Origin of the sequence: Propionispira raffinosivorans DSM 20765 (assembly GCF_000381065.1) — a bacterium.
Taxonomy (GTDB): domain Bacteria; phylum Bacillota; class Negativicutes; order Selenomonadales; family Selenomonadaceae; genus Propionispira; species Propionispira raffinosivorans.
The window spans coordinates 180,371-196,325 of the sequence record NZ_KB905840.1 but is presented as its reverse complement, the minus strand read 5'-3'; the positions used below and the strand labels follow the sequence as shown (position 1 = coordinate 196,325).

The window sequence follows — 15,955 nt, the reverse complement described above, 5'->3', positions numbered from 1 at the left end:
ATTTTAGTACGCAAGTGTGATAGATGATATATATCCATTTAATGCTAAAAACTTCATATCACGTGTTTTTAAAAAATATATCATAAATTTTTAGCTAGAATATTTTCCCTCGTTATTTTCTATTTTGAGGTAAAAAAATATGTTGGGATAAGTAATTTGTTTTTTTGCTTATCCCAACATTTATTATCAAACCTTTACTCTCTTCATTTAGCTGTGGAAAGACCCCATGGACAAACTAAAATACAATGACCACAGGCACTCTTTCGACCATATTCCATAAAAAATCCACTGCGTTTTAAATTGCATAATTTATAATCGATAAGATCTTCCCGAGTTAGACCAGGGTTCCAGTCAATTCCATAAAGTGCTTGATCTGGACAAGCTTTTATACAGACCTGACAATCCCCGCAAAAACTTTTTTTTATGGGTTTTGCACAAGTCAAAAAAGGATAATCCAAAAGGATTGCCCCCAGACGAACCCTTGGTCCAAATTTTTTTGTAACTAAAACATCACTTTTCCCAATCCAGCCAAGTCCAGCATGGACAGCCGCTTCTTTAAATGAAAAAGGGACCCGAAGGTTTTTTTCATCATTTTGCACCGCTGCAGGCACATAATTTTTTATTTGATATGAGTCCAATAAAATTTTTAAACTGCCGATTTTTTTATTCAGATTTCTGGTTGTTTCAAGTAATATAGTATTATATTTTTCTTCGTCATATTCCGCTTCCGTTAGAAAATAACTATATCTTTGCGCTATAACAATTGCACATGAAAAATCATTTTTATAATCAGAATAAGCTATATCTGCAACAGACCAAACCGCATCCGCCTTGCATGAAACAATCTCACTAATTTTAGCGCGAATGCTCATAAATACATCCTTCCTCTCCAACTTGCAAATATCTCTCTTTACTCCGACTTCAGCCCATACCCAATATTCCCACATCCAAGGAAATTGTTGGGACTTTAGTCTTTTAATAATATGATACATCATATTGCAAAAAAGTAAAAGCCTTTATTTTTCCAATTCTTTTGGAATCTCATATTTCCTAACATTTAAAGCAATGATTTCGGGCATAAAAAAATAGACAAGATGTTTAAATACAACTTGTCTATTTTGTACTACATTTATTAAATAGTTAATTAGTCCTATTTTATTGTTTCGGACATAATTTCCCTATAAACTCCCCGACATCTTTTGCCTGATTGAGCTGCTGAACAACATCTTTGTTTTTGAGACTAAAAAACAAATCATTGATCGTAGCAACATCATCTTTTTTAACAGCAGGCAGACAGATCATCGTAACGAAATGGCCAAAATCATCCCATATAATTGGTTTGTTCAGCCGAATAAAAACAATCGCAGTTTCTTTAACAAAAGCTGGCAATCCATGGGGAATGCCTACACCATTTTTAAAAATAGTACTGCCCATTTCTTCACGAGCAAACAGTGAGGTGATAAATTCATTTTTTATATAACCACGATTAAACAAGAGACTGCCGATTGTTTCCAGCAGACATTTTTTATCCGCATATTCCTGGTCGAGGAAAATTAACTCAGCCTTCAAAAAAGACTTTAATGTATTGCTTTGATACTGCCGGACCAGACAATCTAGAAATTGTTTTTTATCTGAACTAAAACCACTCTCAAACGGGATAAAATTCACGCCATTAATGTGTGGATTGATGGTTCCCACCGCAGCAATAATATTATACTGCTGCTTTATTTTATTGATCTGAAGTGTAAAGTCTTCATCCATAATCCCTAATAATAGAATTTTTAATTTAGGATAATATTCTATTAACAGCTCTTTTATTTTAACCGCAACACCATGACCCGTCAAGCACAGACAAAGCAGCAACGATGGTTTATTGGACTCATTAACCGACAACATCGGATAGGAATATCTTGTACTTACAATGTCATAGTAAATATCATCTAACGTTTCTTCAGCATTTTGATCCGCTATATAAATTTTTCGAACCGCTTCCATAACCGAAACCATATCAACGCGATCAATCGTTCTAGTCTTAATCCCCGTTCGTTTGGTTACAATGTCGCCAACGTTTACCAAAGACCCCATATCGACAAAAAACAAGATACCACTATCACTTTTAATCGTTTGGGCAATATTGATGACTTTTTCAAAAATTTCAATAGGATTTGTATTAAATGGCATATCAATCGCAATTGGAAAATCTACCCCCATCAGCTGATTAACAACTGCAATCATTTCCGAAGCAACTTTCCCATGACACACTGTAATGATGGCAACTTTATTTTTTTTATCGGTAATCTGTAACAGCTCTTTGATATACATGGCAATAAAACCGATTTCCCCATCCGGAATTATCACATTTTCCTTTTGTTCAATCGTTCGAACCAAATGCCTCGCTAAATCATATTCGTGAACAAAATTCTCTTTAATATACACAAGGTTTGGATTAATTATTTCCTGTCCATATTTAATACGCTTCACAGCTTCACTAAGATGAATAGCCAAATAAATTAATACTTTTTTATTGATTTCGATAGCAGCATGCACTTGTGTTATTTCATCAAAAAAGGCTTTGATCGTCTGACTGATATTTTCGCCCACTAAATATTTCAATTCATCAAGCGATAATAATTGATTTTCGGTATGACCTTCGGATCGAATCAAATCAAATTTATTTAAAACAAAAGTCCACATGATTTTTTCGATTTCACCCGGATCAATCCCCATTTTTTTGAGTTCATAATATTTCAATTCTACTTTTTTGTAAATGTCTTCAAAAATCGGATAAGTATGACTGACCTTAGCCGCTGTTATATGCGGCACAAAGAGCATATCTTGAAAGACAATCGAACGACTGTGTTGGTTATCCGTTCCCTGATTGTTCTGAAACAAGGTGTTATAAATGAGTTCATTAAAATCGATATGAATTTCCGTCTTATCACTATTCATTTTTTCAACATAGGCATTGGCACAGGTAACTTGAATTTCACTCCGCAGCTGCCCAACATTACCTTGATATTCTTTGAGAACAAAGGCCGACAATATTTTATTTTTTACTAATATTTTGCATTGAGTTCGATTTGCTTCTTCCTGAAAAAAGTCATAAACTAACTGGGCTTTTTCTTGAATGGATCGGTTACGCAAATTCGGGAGTTCAATAATCATGGGAATACGTCTGCGAAAGGTTAACAATAAAGACGATTCGATATTTTCCGTTGTGGCACCAATAAAATAAACAGAGGCTTCGTGTTCTACATTTGTTTCCCCTAACCGTCTAAATTTTCCTTTGTCCAAAATAGAAAACAACATTTCTTGTCCCTTTGCGGGAAGGCGATGAATTTCATCCAAAAATAAAACACCGCCCTGTGCTGCATCTACCATACCTTCTGTATTTTGATCAGCTCCCGTGAAAGCACCTTTTTTATAACCATATAAAATAGAAAGTAAGAGCTGTGGATTATCTGCATAATCAGCGCAGTTCAACGATACAAAGGGCGCGTTCTCTTTAAGCACTTTTTTATTCAAAGCGTATTGATACATGCACTCGGCAAAAAGTGATTTTCCAGTTCCGCTTTCGCCTACAATCAAAGTTGGCAAACCAGCTGGTGGGTATAAGATCGCAGCTTTTGCCTGTTGAATATTTTTAACCAAACTATAATCAAAACCTACTAGTTTCGAAAAATCCTGCTTGGGATCTTCTACTGTCAATTCTTTAACTGTTTCGACGACCAGTTCACTTGTTTTTTCATCGGCTAAAATACTTGTTGTGTATTTTCTCGATAAATCAATTCCTTGCATTGAAAAATTCATGATAATTTGTGAAATCGTAATTTCCGGATTTTTTTCCTGCATCTTCAAAATTGCGTCTTGGATATTTTTCTTTTTCCGTTCCCGCGAATTGATGATACGTAAAGATTTTCTGGTCTCGGTAACAGTTTCGCGCAAAATAGACAGAGTATTGGCAATTTTTTCATCAGATAAAGGCTCAAATGGTTTTTCATTTAGAATCAACTTTTTTATTTCTTCTTTATTGTTCTTTACCATTTGTATATCCTCCTTTCGACAAGTTTTGTAAATCTGCATGCAGTAAAAAAGGAATATGCCCACCACTTAACTTTGGCATATTCCCTCTCCATTATTTACAATACTATAACGGTCAAACCCTAGCGGCTGAGCCAAACAACTGCATATAATAGCCGAGTTTTTCACGGTAACCACAAAGCATATCATCCAGACTAGAGAACATACTCGTTTTTGCAGACTCGGCAAAAGCTGCTTTCGCCGCGGCAAGCCCTGCTTGGTCCAAATCGGTATATAAATTCAATTTTCGAATTCCTAATTTAATTGCTTTTTGCAAATTTTCATCCCCTGTACCTGAGCAGCCATGCAAAACAAGCGGCACAGGTACAATTTCATTAAGCTGTTTTAACAAATCGAAATGCAGCTCGGGTGTACCTGCATATTGTCCGTGCGAAGTTCCAACCGCTACAGCCAAACAGTCTACATCCGTTGCCTGAACAAATTTCTTAGCTTCTTCCGTATTGGTAAGACCGATATTCTTTGTTTCTTCATATTCCGTGCCTTTTCCAACATGACCCAATTCGGCTTCGACACTAATATCCAGCGAATGAGCAAATTTTACAATTTCCCGCACTTCAAACACATTTTGTTCAAACGATGCCATGGAGCGATCTACCATAAGTGATGTAAAGCCTGCTCGTACAGCTTTAACCGCATCCACAAATTCCTGTCCATGGTCCAGATGAACAACAACCGGGACGGCTGCCCGCACAGCTAATGGCACAGCGATCTCACCAAAGGCGAGAATATCTGCCATTTCCGGATATAGAGCTAAAATAACGGGGGAATGTTTTTCTTCGGCGGCAGCAATAACGGCTTTAATTGTCGATTCATTCCAAGCATTTGCTGCAGGAACACCATAACCTTTTTTCTTTGCATCATATAATATTTCCTTCATATTTACAAGCATTTTCCGCGCCATCCTCCCAAAGTTTTGATTCTTTTTCTTATTTATTCAATTGGTCGATATTAAAACAATGGTCTTTTTTACCGGTCTGGAAAAACGGTCCCATCATTTCTTCAAGCAATTCTGCCGATCCCGTAGAAAGATCTGTTCTTTGACCTGCCAAATGCGGCGTTATAATAACATTATCCAGCTGTGTGAGCGGACTGGTTTTCGGCAATGGTTCCGTGTAATATACATCCAACGCCGCACCAGCGATTTTTTTCTTTTGCAAAACATCGATGAGCGCTTCTTCATCAATAATTTCACCACGAGCTATGTTTATAAAATATGCCGTTGGTTTCATCATCTCAAATAATTTCTTGCTGATGAGACCTTTGTTTACAGCAAGTGGTGGTACATGAATCGATACAAAATCACATTGGATAAAAATTTCCTCTAGTTTTTCTGCCTTGCTGTATTTTTGTATTAGTGCCGCTTCAACAAACGGATCATACACTACCACTTTCATACCAAGTGCTGCTGCTTTTTCAGCGACACGTTTGCCAATTTTGCCAAAGCCAACCAGTCCAAATTTTTTATTCTTGAAGGTCAAACCACGAAATGTTGTAAACTCATCCCATATTGGTGTTTTACGATTAATGTCTTCATCCCATTTTCCAGATTTCACGTAACGATCAGCTCTTAAGATATTACGGCCCAGCATAAGGGTAAAAGCCATCGTCAAATCGGATACAGGTTCCACGGAGCGTCCTGGTGCATTGAAAAAATAAATGCCTTTATTCGTAGCGGCTTTGATGTTAACGCTTACTGCATCCGAGCGGCAGCAGCCAATCGCGATTAAATTTTTACCGGCTTCAATAACCTGTTTTGTAACCGGTGCGGTATGCACTACAAGTAGGTTGACATCGGCGATGCGATCAATCAAATCCTGCGGGTTCCCACAATATTCGGTAATGCTGTCATCCCCAATATCGTCACTGCGATCACGGCTCATTGGTTTATCCATGATTACATCAAAAGAATCAATTTCGTAATCATAGCCTTGCAGCATTCTTTTCGTAACCGTTACCAAATCCTCTGTATGAACCCATTCATCACCGACTACGAGCACTTTGATTTTTTTATCTTTTTCCATTTTTTTACCCCTTTCAATAATAAACTACGGATTAAAAATTTCTATTCACATAAAATTTCCGTTACTAAAACGTTATAGGCATCCTGATCTGATTTTGACTTATAAAGCCGTATAATATTTTCTTCAATTTTGCAAAAATTCACTATATTACGCAAGTAGTTCAAATGGGCATTTTCTTTTTTGAGGGCAAGCAAAAATACGACACCTACATCAATTTCCGAATCCGCATTGCCCATTTCATGAAAGGCAACCTGATTTTTGGATATACCCATGATAATTGCCGGCCGCTTCACATTTTCAGCCTGCGAATGCGGGACAGCAACACCAATCGGTTTGGTAGCCAGACCAGTCGGATAGATCTCCTCGCGTTCGAGCGTAGCTGGTTGATACTGCTCCGTTACATACCCTTTTTCTAACAAATATGCCGATAAGGAACGAATGATATCTTCCCGACTCTTCATATTTTCCAAAATAACAGCATGATAATAGACTTCCGTTGTTTGTTGATCCATCGTGATCCTCCTTCTACACGCAATATGCTGTTAAAATTTAAAAGCCAAAAACTACTGAAAAGAGTTTATATACTAAAACCAGTGCGGGTGTACCTGCAGCATCCCAGTTTGAAATCATTCCTTTGCTGGCTTCATATCCCATTGACCCTGCCAAGGCCGTCATTGGTGATGCCATTAAGGTCGCGCCCCAGCAAAACAGGCAGACAATAAAGCACAAAATAATAATATTATGAAGGATATTTCCGCCCGTAATCGCGTTCACAGCAGCACTTTCCCATAAAACAATAATCAAACTGACAGAAGCAATCATTTGATTTCCTGGAAGCAGTAAAGAAATTAATAACGCAATCGGATACATAATAAGAGTTGTAGGAATGACGGCGGCATGCCCGATAACGGTTGAACAATCTAAGGCAATTCGGACATCATCACGTTTTAACTTGCTCACCAAAATACTGCGGGATGCTTTAATGATTGGAAACCAGCCTTCTACCAAAATAGCAGCCATACGAGGAAGTAAGAGAAAGGCTGCGGCCATTTTTACGCCTAAAAGCAACGAAGGCATTAGACCGATTTGGCTGAATAATCCGACTAGTGTACCCAGCGTAGCCCCCATGACGGTACTTTCCCCAAATACGCCAAATTTTTCCTGAATGGTTTCCGCATCGAAATGAATATCTTTAATAATCGGCGTACGGCGTAAAACCCATTCTAATGGAATTGCAATACAAGCCTGAAAAGAAAAATGTGTACCATGCGGCCAAGATCCGCCTGGAGGAAAATTATTGATTTTTTCTATATAAGGCGCCGCAATATCCGCGGCTTTTACATCGATAATCAAAAACACAACCACTGCTAACGTAGCCAGCCAGAAACTCCCCGAAACAACACCGACGAATCCAGCCAACAGCATCGCCCGCCAGGTGTTAAAAACATCGACGTAGATGGTCTGCGTAAACCGGATTGACACCAGCAATACATTGACAATCAAAAAGACAAATACACCAAAGTATCCATAAGTATTACCAAAAGCATAACCAACAGAGCCCCAGCCTATATCAATTATGTTTTTGTCCAAGCCATAAACAAGAACGATATTTGTGATTGGTTTTACCATTGCCTCCTGAATTAAATTAACAACCATAAACAAACCGGTTAAACCAATGGATACTTTCAATGCGCCAAGAATCGCTTTTTTGACTGTAACTTGAACCAATAGTGACACAATTAAAATAATTCCTATGATTGTAACCGTAGAATCAAATTTAAAAAAAGCCGATAAAACCTCTGTAATTGAAGTAATAAAATCCATTTGTGAATTCGCCTCCTCAAAATATAGTAAAATCTCTTATATTCTGGGGGTACTATTTAAAACCATTGCTACTATTTTTATTAAATCAACACCCCCGGACTCCTTATGCCTGTTTTATCTTATTTACCGTATCAACAATTTCATCCAGGGCTTTTTTTGCTGCTTTATCGTCGAGCATAATCCCTAAGGCTCTGATCATCGGAATGTCATAGCTTGATTTGATTTCTACCGTTGTCACAAGCAGATCTGCATCATTAATGGCTTCTTCCAAATCACTTACTCGGCAAAGATTCACTTTCACCTGTTTGAGTCCCTCTGCTTTAATTCGATCTTCGATTTCTTCTTTTAAATAATTCGAAGTACAAATCCCCGCACCACAGCAACATAAAATCGTAACTTTTTCTTGCATCTTTCTCACCCCCATTTTATAAAACTTGGTCTACGCTCTTAAATATATGCAAGTCCTATGCCAATTACAAAAAGATCTTTTTCACCCCTGCTATTGCTGGAATTTTTACCAACAATCTTTTTGTAGGTTCAAATGATCGAATATTCACCTTACACTGGAGTATCCATTTCTTACAAAATAGCTCCTGAATCCAAAAAAGGCATGCCCATAAAGCGGCATGCCTTCTCCCTGTAATTGTACGTTTTAATGCACTCCATCTTGAACCTCATGAATCTTATGATTATCAATCAGCCATTTTTCTTGATAAGATCGTCTGGCAGCCCAGCCAACTTCTTTGATATACCAGCCATTGACAGAAGCACCCACTAAAGCCCCTAATGCCGGAATAACCTGCAAGGCTTTCCGCTTTGTCAAATTGATTCCTAATTGATTTGCTAAAACTTTCGTAGTAAGAAGAGTCGTTTGCCCGCCAAACTGCTGCTTAACCAATTGATCGAATGTGTTATTCATAACATGAATTTGGATGTTCCGCAGCACTGCGAGAGCAGCCTGCTTTTCTTGAATCGAATTTGATCCCGAAGCTGACATGATTCCGAAAATAAACTCCTGATCGCCTTTTGTTTTCGCTTCATACCCATAACACAATCCTATTTTATGGATTGTTCTAAGCGCCAGCGTGATAATAGCTGGTACATCGGCAGCTATTCCAATCGCACCGGCAGCTCCTGTCAGGCCGCCTTCCCCGCCGGCCATGCCAATTCCCCAATTATGAACCTGATTTGCCAGTCGGTCAGACAAGGCAAGATCTTTTTGTTTAAGCTCTGAAATACTGCGGACACCTGCATCTCTTTTCAGATCACTTTCATCCGCTAATAATTTACCAATAAGGTTTGCAAAATCTAACGCCCCTTTTATGGCAGCTTGCGGAATCATTTTTTCAGCAATCCAAGTGACCGGTTTTAAAACGGTGCTCGTAACATGAGTTGCCATACCAGGAGACTCTTTTTTCCATTGTTCGATCAATGACAGCTGTTCTTGTTCGTAAAAGCTTAGTGGATTAAAATCAGCTTCCATTTCAGCACCCCATCCATTCTCAAAATTTACCAAGCATAAGAAATAGTAGAAAAGCCTATCCTGTATACATTAATGATAACAGGACAGGCTTTTCCTCGTGATACAGGTAAAAATAATGAGTCCTAATTTTACAGTTTGTTTGCAGCGACAAGCAATGCACTGAACGAATCAATAAAATATTGCTGGCTGTCGATTCGTTTTGCATGTCCCATTCGTTTTCTATAAGTTCCATCATTTTGCAGCTGTCGCCCTTTTACATTGTCCATTAACATAATTTTAAGCGTTGCATAAATTTTTTGTTTCACCTGCTTGTCAAAAATTGGGCAAGCAATTTCAACGCGATGTTCCGTATTGCGGGTCATTAAATCTGCTGAGGATATATACATTCGCATATTTACCCCAACGCCAAAACAAAAAATCCTAGAATGTTCTAAAAAACGTCCAACAATACTAATCACTGTAATATTTTCCGTCTTACCTAAGACATTCGGCAGCAAGCAGCAAATTCCTCTTACAATCAATTTAATTTTCACGCCAGCTTGTGCCGCCAAAACTAATTGCTCAATGAGATCACGATCTGTCAGGGAATTCATTTTAAGCAAAATGCCACTTTTTTTACCCAATTGTGCTTTGTGCATTTCCTGTCCGATCAATTCGACAATCTGCTGTTTCAAATTCACCGGTGCTACGAGCAAGGTATCATAATTACCATTCAAATTAGCAATACACATGTTTTTAAAAAAAGTTACCGCGTCTTTGCCAATTTCCTGATTGGCCGTAATCAGGGCAAGATCCGTATAGATCGCAGCGGTTTGTGCATTATAGTTTCCCGTACCGATCTGGGTAATATATTGTACTTTTTCTGCCTCATAACGTGTAATTAGACAAATTTTAGAATGAATCTTATATCCCTTAAATCCATAAAGGATATTACAGCCTGCTTCGCTCAGATTTTCAGCCCAATTCATGTTGTTCTGCTCATCAAACCTAGCTCGAACTTCCATCACGACGGTAACCTCTTTGCCCATTTCAGCCGCAATAATCAAATAGTTCATCAATTTCGCCTTATGATTACCCATTCGATAAATCGTGATTTTGATGGAAACGACTTTTTCATCATAGGCTGCTTCTTTAATCAAACGCAAAAACAAATCAAAATTTTGATATGGAAATGTAAGTAAAACATCTTTATGCAAGACATAATCTAACATACGAGTATTAACATCAACCTCACAAAAAGGACTTGGCTTGAATTTTTTATACTGCAAATCCTGTTGCTGCTGATAGGTGAATTTATCCCCTAAAGAAAACACATAGGATAAGCTAATCGGCGTCTTGGTCTTATAGATTTGGGTTGGATCAATATGAAGCCTGTTACAAAGATACGTAATCATCAGGGAATCTCCCATCGTTTCCATTTCTAAACGGACAGGTTCAAGCCGCAGACGTTTTTTCAGCGTTTTTTTGACATGATGCAGATAATCCTCGCCTACTTCACTTGCTTCATCATCAGGACTGATATCAGCATTGCGTGTCACACAAATAACCGACTTATCAATAACAGAATACATATCAAATATCTTCGCTACAAAAGCCAGCATAATTTCTGACACTAATATGTAGCGGGTTTTTTCACCTGGCAAAAAAATCAATTTCGGCAGTGAAACCGGCACGGGAATAATTCCTAATGTCACCTTCCGATTATGCTTTAAAAGTACAGCAATATGCAACAGCTGATTGCTTAAATGCGGAAATGGATGTTGAAAATCAATAATTTGCGGTGACAATAAGGGAGCAATATAATTTTCAAAATATTTTTCCATCTCAGATTGTTCATCCGTTGTCAATTGATTCATTTTTAGTCTTTCAATATTGGCTGTGCACAGTTGTTCTTCAATCGCGGCAAAAACAATATCTCGTTTCGTATACAGCTTTTCTGCTGCCGCAAAGATTTTATCTAATTGTTCCTTGGCTGTAAGCAAACTCTTATTATCACGATTTTCCTTTTTGAGTAAAGTTAAATCAAATAAGCTGCCCACCCGAATCATAAAAAACTCATCAAGATTATTCGTAAAAATCGCCACAAACTTCAACCGTTCATATAGGGGTACCTGTTCATCGGCAGCCTCATCTAAAACACGTTCATTAAAATTCAGCCAGGATAACTCACGGTTTTGTGTATAACTGATATCAGGATTCTGTTGATTGCCCATCTTGTACCTCTACAACACTTTTTTCCGGTTCTATTTTCCCCTGATTCGTTTTATCTACCACTTTTTTTGCTATTTTTGGCACTCGAGGCATTTTAGGAGTTCTTGGGGTTTTAGGGGCTTTACGAACTTTTGCCACAGCAACTGGTTGACTTGTTGGTTCGACAGTGGTTTGACTTTTTGCTTTACTGGTTTGAATCGATTTGGTGGACTTTTTCTTTTGCGGAATTATATTTTGATATAAATACCCTTCGCGCACGCCCGATTTACTAACCACAATCGTTTCGCTTTTAAAATATTTTATCAACGTATGTAATATAATCATGCCCGGCAAAATCGTTTCAATACGATCTGGAACTGTTTTTAATAAAATGTTTAAGGTTTCACTCGAAATCAGATCATCTTCTTCATCATTTTCTAATAGCTTAATCATCTTTTTTACATTTGGTGCTTTAATTTCATCTGTATCTGGTGGTAAATTAAATAGATAATTATTAATTTTCCCCGCGGCACGAATCGATCCGCCCACGCCACAAACAAAGGCTTGTTTGCTGGAATCCATATCTGTAATTTTTGACAATTCCGTCAAAACAGCTTCTTTTATCGCTTTTCTTTCACTTTTATTTGGTAATAAATAATGAACATATTGCCCGTATGCATTTAATGAACCAATTGGCAGACTCACTGCATTGACGATCAAACCATCTTCATACAAAACCAGTTCTGTGCTCGCACCGCCGATATCAAGCAGTAAACCAGTTTTAGCCTGTGTTGCATGCGTTGCTCCAATAAAATCAAGTGTAGCCTCTTCCGTCCCCGAAAGAACTGTAACGACTACACCTGTTTTTTTCGTGATTTGCTCAATAGCTGCAGCACTATTCGAAATATTGCGCAACGCAGCCGTTGCAAAAGCTGATACACTGGTAATATGGAAGGCATCTAATAAAACTTTGAATTCATCTAAGACCTGACAAGTTTTATCAATACCAACTTGTGTCATTTCTTCATTTTTAACATAAGCGGCCAGACCAGCTGTATATTTTTTATTCAATAAGATTGTTAATTGGTCTTCATCCATTTTATATATGGCTAAACGGATAGAATTTGAACCAATATCGATAATTGCATGAACCATAACGAACCACTCCATCTATTCATATTTTCTACAACTAAACTGCATGTCCCTTAAATGTAATAAACCTTCGCTTATTTACACGGAAACTCCTGCACTGTATTGTAGTATATTTTTGATGAAGTTATGTTAAATTGTCGTTAATTTTCTGTTAATTCTTTTATTTTACTAGAAACTAAAAGATGTAAATCTAACCAACGCCACCAGAAACATTATCATGCCGCAATGAGCAGTCTATTAGCGAGTCTGAATATACAGTAAGTAATGCAATATTATTTAATATTGCATTACTTACTGTATATGATATATTATACATAAGTGCTATACAATTGCTATATAATACACAAATGTTTTGTACAATATATTTGAAAAGATTTTATACAAAGGAGTGATTTTATGAATGATTTAACTGCAATCATTGCTAATAATCTTGCTGAAATTCGCCACCAACGGAAATTAAGTCTAGATAAATTATCAGAAGTTTCTGGCGTTAGTAAAGCGCTGCTTGGACAAATTGAACGATCGGAATCCAACCCTACCGTCAATACCTTATGGAAAATAGCCTCCGGTCTGCAAATCCCGTTTAACCGACTCATCGCCATCAATAAGTCAGCAGTCGAAGTCATTCGCCTTTGCGAAATCGAATCTGTTATTGATGCGGATGGCATGACGATATTCCCCCAATTTTCTTTTAACCAGGACAAACATATTGAAATATTTTTCGTCACACTAGCACCACACTGCCAGCATAGTTCCGATCCTCATGATGTGAATTCTGAAGAATATATATTTGTCATTGCCGGAATTTTGGAAATAACACTGAGTGATCAAATTTATGAGCTAAATCCAGGGGATGCCATCCGTTTCCAAAGTGATCAACCTCATTCTTATCGTAATGTAACGGATAGTGTCGTGAAATTTCAAAATTATTATCAACTAGCTAGCGGGGGACAAGGTTTTCGCACCAAATAAACAAACTCCATAAAATACAAAGAAAAAACCTATCCTAGGCATTCAACTTGACCAGGATAGGTTTTTTCTTTGTATTTTTAACGCTTATCTAAAACATGTCGTAATTTCGGTGCGATAAGCATAGCAACAATTAACCCAATACCTGAAGTAATAACTGAACTAGGGCTGTTGCCAAGAGCCACCGTAACACTGCCGAGCACTGCCCACCAAGCAAGAATATAACCGCCTAATGTACAAAAAGATGCCAAAACCATACCGAGTACAGCCTTAAAAATCCAGCGGTCACCAGAAATCATTTCTGGCCACAAACCTCTGGCCATCATCCCCACGGTAAACCCTGCGGCACCTTTAATAAAAAAAGACCAAATTGTATAGGGAGAAAATCCCATTAACAAATCAAAAAAGGCAGACCCGATGGCTGCTGCCAGTCCGGCATAAACACCGCCAAACAAAATTCCCGTAATAAAAATTGCTGCTGTTCCTAAATGTACCATCCCGCCTGTAGGAAGCGGAATCTTAATCGATGTAGCCAGTACGCATACTGCTGCCAACATTCCGATCATAATTAAATCACGTGTCGTTAATTTTCGCTTATTCGCCATCACGTAAGCCTCCAAAGTATATTTATTAGTTGGCATGAAGCATTTTCAACCAACTATAACTTACTATCATAAAATCGTAAGATATCTATTTATTATAACGGGAAGTTCCACACTAAGCAATCGCTTTTCCATTTCAAATGGAACGATTAAGAAAAATCAACGCTCTATACTGTAATATTTACACAAGAAAGTATGAAAAAACAGCAAAACTCACATTGCAAAAAAATAAAATTTGATCTAAAATGAATTTAAATGAATAGTTGTTAAGCATTGAGGCTGTTGGAAACAAGAATATTGTTTTCAATGGTCTTTTTCTGTTACAAAACATACCCATATATTTCAAGGAGGCTGTTTTATGCGTATTAAAATCTTAAATATCGATCGCTGCGGTTTAGTTTTTGATATTTCCCGAGTATTATTTGAGTATCAATTAAACATCCTGTATATGCAGGTAGAAAAAAATGTAATTCACCTTGAAACAAAATCTATTTCCCCTGAAAGTGAATTACTCGTCCTTGAGACCATTCGACAAATCGCATCCATCACTGATGTCCTTCCCTTGGATGATGCCTCGTCTAAAAATAAAACAACCAATTCTACTGTTATCTTCGATGAAATCTTACACGCCAGTACAACCATGCAACAGGCAATCACTATGGCAAAACGTTGTGCAGTTACTGAATCCACGGTTTTGATCCGCGGTGAAACCGGTACAGGCAAAGAACTATTTGCCAAAGCATTACATGCTGGATCACCACGATCTGCAAAAAGTTTTTTGGCCTTAAATTGTGCCGTCCTCCCCGAAAATTTACTAGAAAGTGAATTGTTCGGCTATGAAGATGGTGCTTTTACTGGAGCCAGTCGTGGTGGCAAGGCCGGACTTTTTGAATTGAGTAATGGTGGAACCTTATTTTTAGATGAAATTGGTGAAATTTCACCCCATGTACAGGCAAAATTGCTCAGGGTCCTACAAGAACACAAAATCCGTCGAATCGGCAGTAAAAAAGAAATTCTCTTAGATGTCCGTATCATCGCTGCAACAAATCAGAATTTGGAGAAAATGCTGCATGATGGCAGTTTTCGTGCCGACTTATATTATCGCTTAAATGTTGTCCCCCTCTTTTTACCACCACTAAGAGAACGTCGTGAAGATATTTCACTATTAGTTCCTGCCTTTTTACAACAATATGCCAAACGCTTAAATCGTGATACATTGACCATCTCCAACGAGGCCATGGCTGCTTTAATGCAATATGACTGGCCCGGCAATATTCGTGAACTGGAAAATCGTATTGAAAGAGCTGTCAATCTAGTCGAAGGTCGCTCCATACAAATAGAAGATATTGTAATGGATTCTAAAAAAGCCTCACCCCCGATGCCAACCGAATGTACCGAAGGCAAAAAAACATTGCGGGAAATACTCGACGAAACCGAGAAAAAAATCCTCTGCCAGGCACTCTGCCATTATCATACATCCCGCAAGCTGGCCCGTGCTCTAGGAATATCACATACGGGAGTCCTCCAAAAACTCCATAAATACGGTCTTGATTTCGCTAGCTCGCAAGCCTAAAAGTTAATAATTACAAAAAAGCCCATCTATGAATAATTTT

Annotated in this window: 13 protein-coding genes; 2 read left to right on the top strand and 11 right to left on the bottom strand. The window is 37.8% G+C overall.

All coding sequences use genetic code 11. From position 1 onward, the window contains the following. Positions 1–203: 203 nt before the first annotated feature. The 10 genes from F606_RS0102520 to F606_RS20375 all read right to left on the bottom strand — a co-directional run bounded on the left by F606_RS0102520 (position 204) and on the right by F606_RS20375 (position 12,774). Entirely contained in the window at positions 204–872 is a 669-nt protein-coding gene (locus tag F606_RS0102520; RefSeq protein ID WP_019552291.1) for a 4Fe-4S double cluster binding domain-containing protein, read from the bottom strand. A gap of 283 nt (positions 873–1,155) precedes the next feature. Next, entirely contained in the window at positions 1,156–4,044 is a 2,889-nt protein-coding gene (locus tag F606_RS0102515) for a sigma 54-interacting transcriptional regulator (RefSeq protein ID WP_019552290.1), read from the bottom strand. A 112-nt stretch (positions 4,045–4,156) separates the two neighbouring features. Beyond that, the gene (locus F606_RS0102510; protein ID WP_245542075.1) at positions 4,157–4,978 is read right to left on the bottom strand and encodes a class II fructose-bisphosphate aldolase; all 822 of its coding nucleotides are present in this window, start codon (positions 4,976–4,978) and stop codon (positions 4,157–4,159) included. 49 nt (positions 4,979–5,027) lie between these two features. Next, positions 5,028–6,122, bottom strand: coding sequence for an NAD(P)-dependent oxidoreductase (locus F606_RS0102505; protein ID WP_019552288.1), 1,095 nt, complete (start codon positions 6,120–6,122; stop codon positions 5,028–5,030). Between the two features lie 41 nt (positions 6,123–6,163). After that, positions 6,164–6,634: a PTS sugar transporter subunit IIA gene (locus F606_RS0102500; protein WP_019552287.1), complete on the bottom strand. Its 471-nt coding sequence runs from the start codon at positions 6,632–6,634 to the stop codon at positions 6,164–6,166. 37 nt (positions 6,635–6,671) lie between these two features. After that, positions 6,672–7,946 carry a PTS transporter subunit IIC gene (locus F606_RS0102495; RefSeq protein WP_019552286.1) on the bottom strand — a complete coding sequence of 425 codons (1,275 nt, stop codon included), beginning with the start codon at positions 7,944–7,946 and terminating at the stop codon, positions 6,672–6,674. Between the two features lie 103 nt (positions 7,947–8,049). Then, complete coding sequence (locus tag F606_RS0102490; protein ID WP_019552285.1) at positions 8,050–8,355, bottom strand: PTS sugar transporter subunit IIB; 306 nt, start codon at positions 8,353–8,355, stop codon at positions 8,050–8,052. A 243-nt stretch (positions 8,356–8,598) separates the two neighbouring features. Further along, on the bottom strand, positions 8,599–9,462 hold the full coding sequence (locus F606_RS0102485; RefSeq protein WP_245542074.1) for an EcsC family protein: 864 nt from the start codon (positions 9,460–9,462) through the stop codon (positions 8,599–8,601). A 95-nt stretch (positions 9,463–9,557) separates the two neighbouring features. Continuing rightward, a complete protein-coding gene (ppk1, locus tag F606_RS0102480; protein WP_019552283.1) occupies positions 9,558–11,642 on the bottom strand; it encodes a polyphosphate kinase 1 in 2,085 nt (694 codons plus the stop codon). Next, on the bottom strand, positions 11,620–12,774 hold the full coding sequence (locus F606_RS20375) for a Ppx/GppA phosphatase family protein (RefSeq protein ID WP_019552282.1): 1,155 nt from the start codon (positions 12,772–12,774) through the stop codon (positions 11,620–11,622). Before F606_RS20375 ends, ppk1 begins: the two co-directional genes overlap by 23 nt. A gap of 393 nt (positions 12,775–13,167) precedes the next feature. Between F606_RS20375 and F606_RS0102470 the strand changes: the two genes are divergently transcribed. Continuing rightward, positions 13,168–13,743: a helix-turn-helix domain-containing protein gene (locus F606_RS0102470; RefSeq protein ID WP_019552281.1), complete on the top strand. Its 576-nt coding sequence runs from the start codon at positions 13,168–13,170 to the stop codon at positions 13,741–13,743. Positions 13,744–13,820: 77 nt separating this feature from the next. Here the strand turns inward: F606_RS0102470 and F606_RS0102465 are convergent, their stop codons facing one another. Then, the gene (locus F606_RS0102465; RefSeq protein ID WP_019552280.1) at positions 13,821–14,345 is read right to left on the bottom strand and encodes an ECF transporter S component; all 525 of its coding nucleotides are present in this window, start codon (positions 14,343–14,345) and stop codon (positions 13,821–13,823) included. Between the two features lie 355 nt (positions 14,346–14,700). Between F606_RS0102465 and F606_RS0102460 the strand changes: the two genes are divergently transcribed. After that, positions 14,701–15,915 carry a sigma-54 interaction domain-containing protein gene (locus tag F606_RS0102460; RefSeq protein ID WP_019552279.1) on the top strand — a complete coding sequence of 405 codons (1,215 nt, stop codon included), beginning with the start codon at positions 14,701–14,703 and terminating at the stop codon, positions 15,913–15,915. The last annotated feature ends 40 nt before the right edge of the window (positions 15,916–15,955 follow it).

What these genes read in the sequence shown, in the direction of transcription:
- F606_RS0102520 (WP_019552291.1), bottom strand. Translation starts at nt 872, where the DNA reads ATGAGCATTCGCGCTAAAATTAGTGAGATTGTTTCATGCAAGGCGGAT.
- F606_RS0102515 (WP_019552290.1), bottom strand. Translation starts at nt 4,044, where the DNA reads ATGGTAAAGAACAATAAAGAAGAAATAAAAAAGTTGATTCTAAATGAA.
- F606_RS0102510 (WP_245542075.1), bottom strand. Translation starts at nt 4,978, where the DNA reads ATGAAGGAAATATTATATGATGCAAAGAAAAAAGGTTATGGTGTTCCT.
- F606_RS0102505 (WP_019552288.1), bottom strand. Translation starts at nt 6,122, where the DNA reads ATGGAAAAAGATAAAAAAATCAAAGTGCTCGTAGTCGGTGATGAATGG.
- F606_RS0102500 (WP_019552287.1), bottom strand. Translation starts at nt 6,634, where the DNA reads ATGGATCAACAAACAACGGAAGTCTATTATCATGCTGTTATTTTGGAA.
- F606_RS0102495 (WP_019552286.1), bottom strand. Translation starts at nt 7,946, where the DNA reads ATGGATTTTATTACTTCAATTACAGAGGTTTTATCGGCTTTTTTTAAA.
- F606_RS0102490 (WP_019552285.1), bottom strand. Translation starts at nt 8,355, where the DNA reads ATGCAAGAAAAAGTTACGATTTTATGTTGCTGTGGTGCGGGGATTTGT.
- ppk1 (WP_019552283.1), bottom strand. Translation starts at nt 11,642, where the DNA reads ATGGGCAATCAACAGAATCCTGATATCAGTTATACACAAAACCGTGAG.
- F606_RS20375 (WP_019552282.1), bottom strand. Translation starts at nt 12,774, where the DNA reads ATGGTTCATGCAATTATCGATATTGGTTCAAATTCTATCCGTTTAGCC.
- F606_RS0102470 (WP_019552281.1), top strand. Translation starts at nt 13,168, where the DNA reads ATGAATGATTTAACTGCAATCATTGCTAATAATCTTGCTGAAATTCGC.
- F606_RS0102465 (WP_019552280.1), bottom strand. Translation starts at nt 14,345, where the DNA reads ATGGCGAATAAGCGAAAATTAACGACACGTGATTTAATTATGATCGGA.
- F606_RS0102460 (WP_019552279.1), top strand. Translation starts at nt 14,701, where the DNA reads ATGCGTATTAAAATCTTAAATATCGATCGCTGCGGTTTAGTTTTTGAT.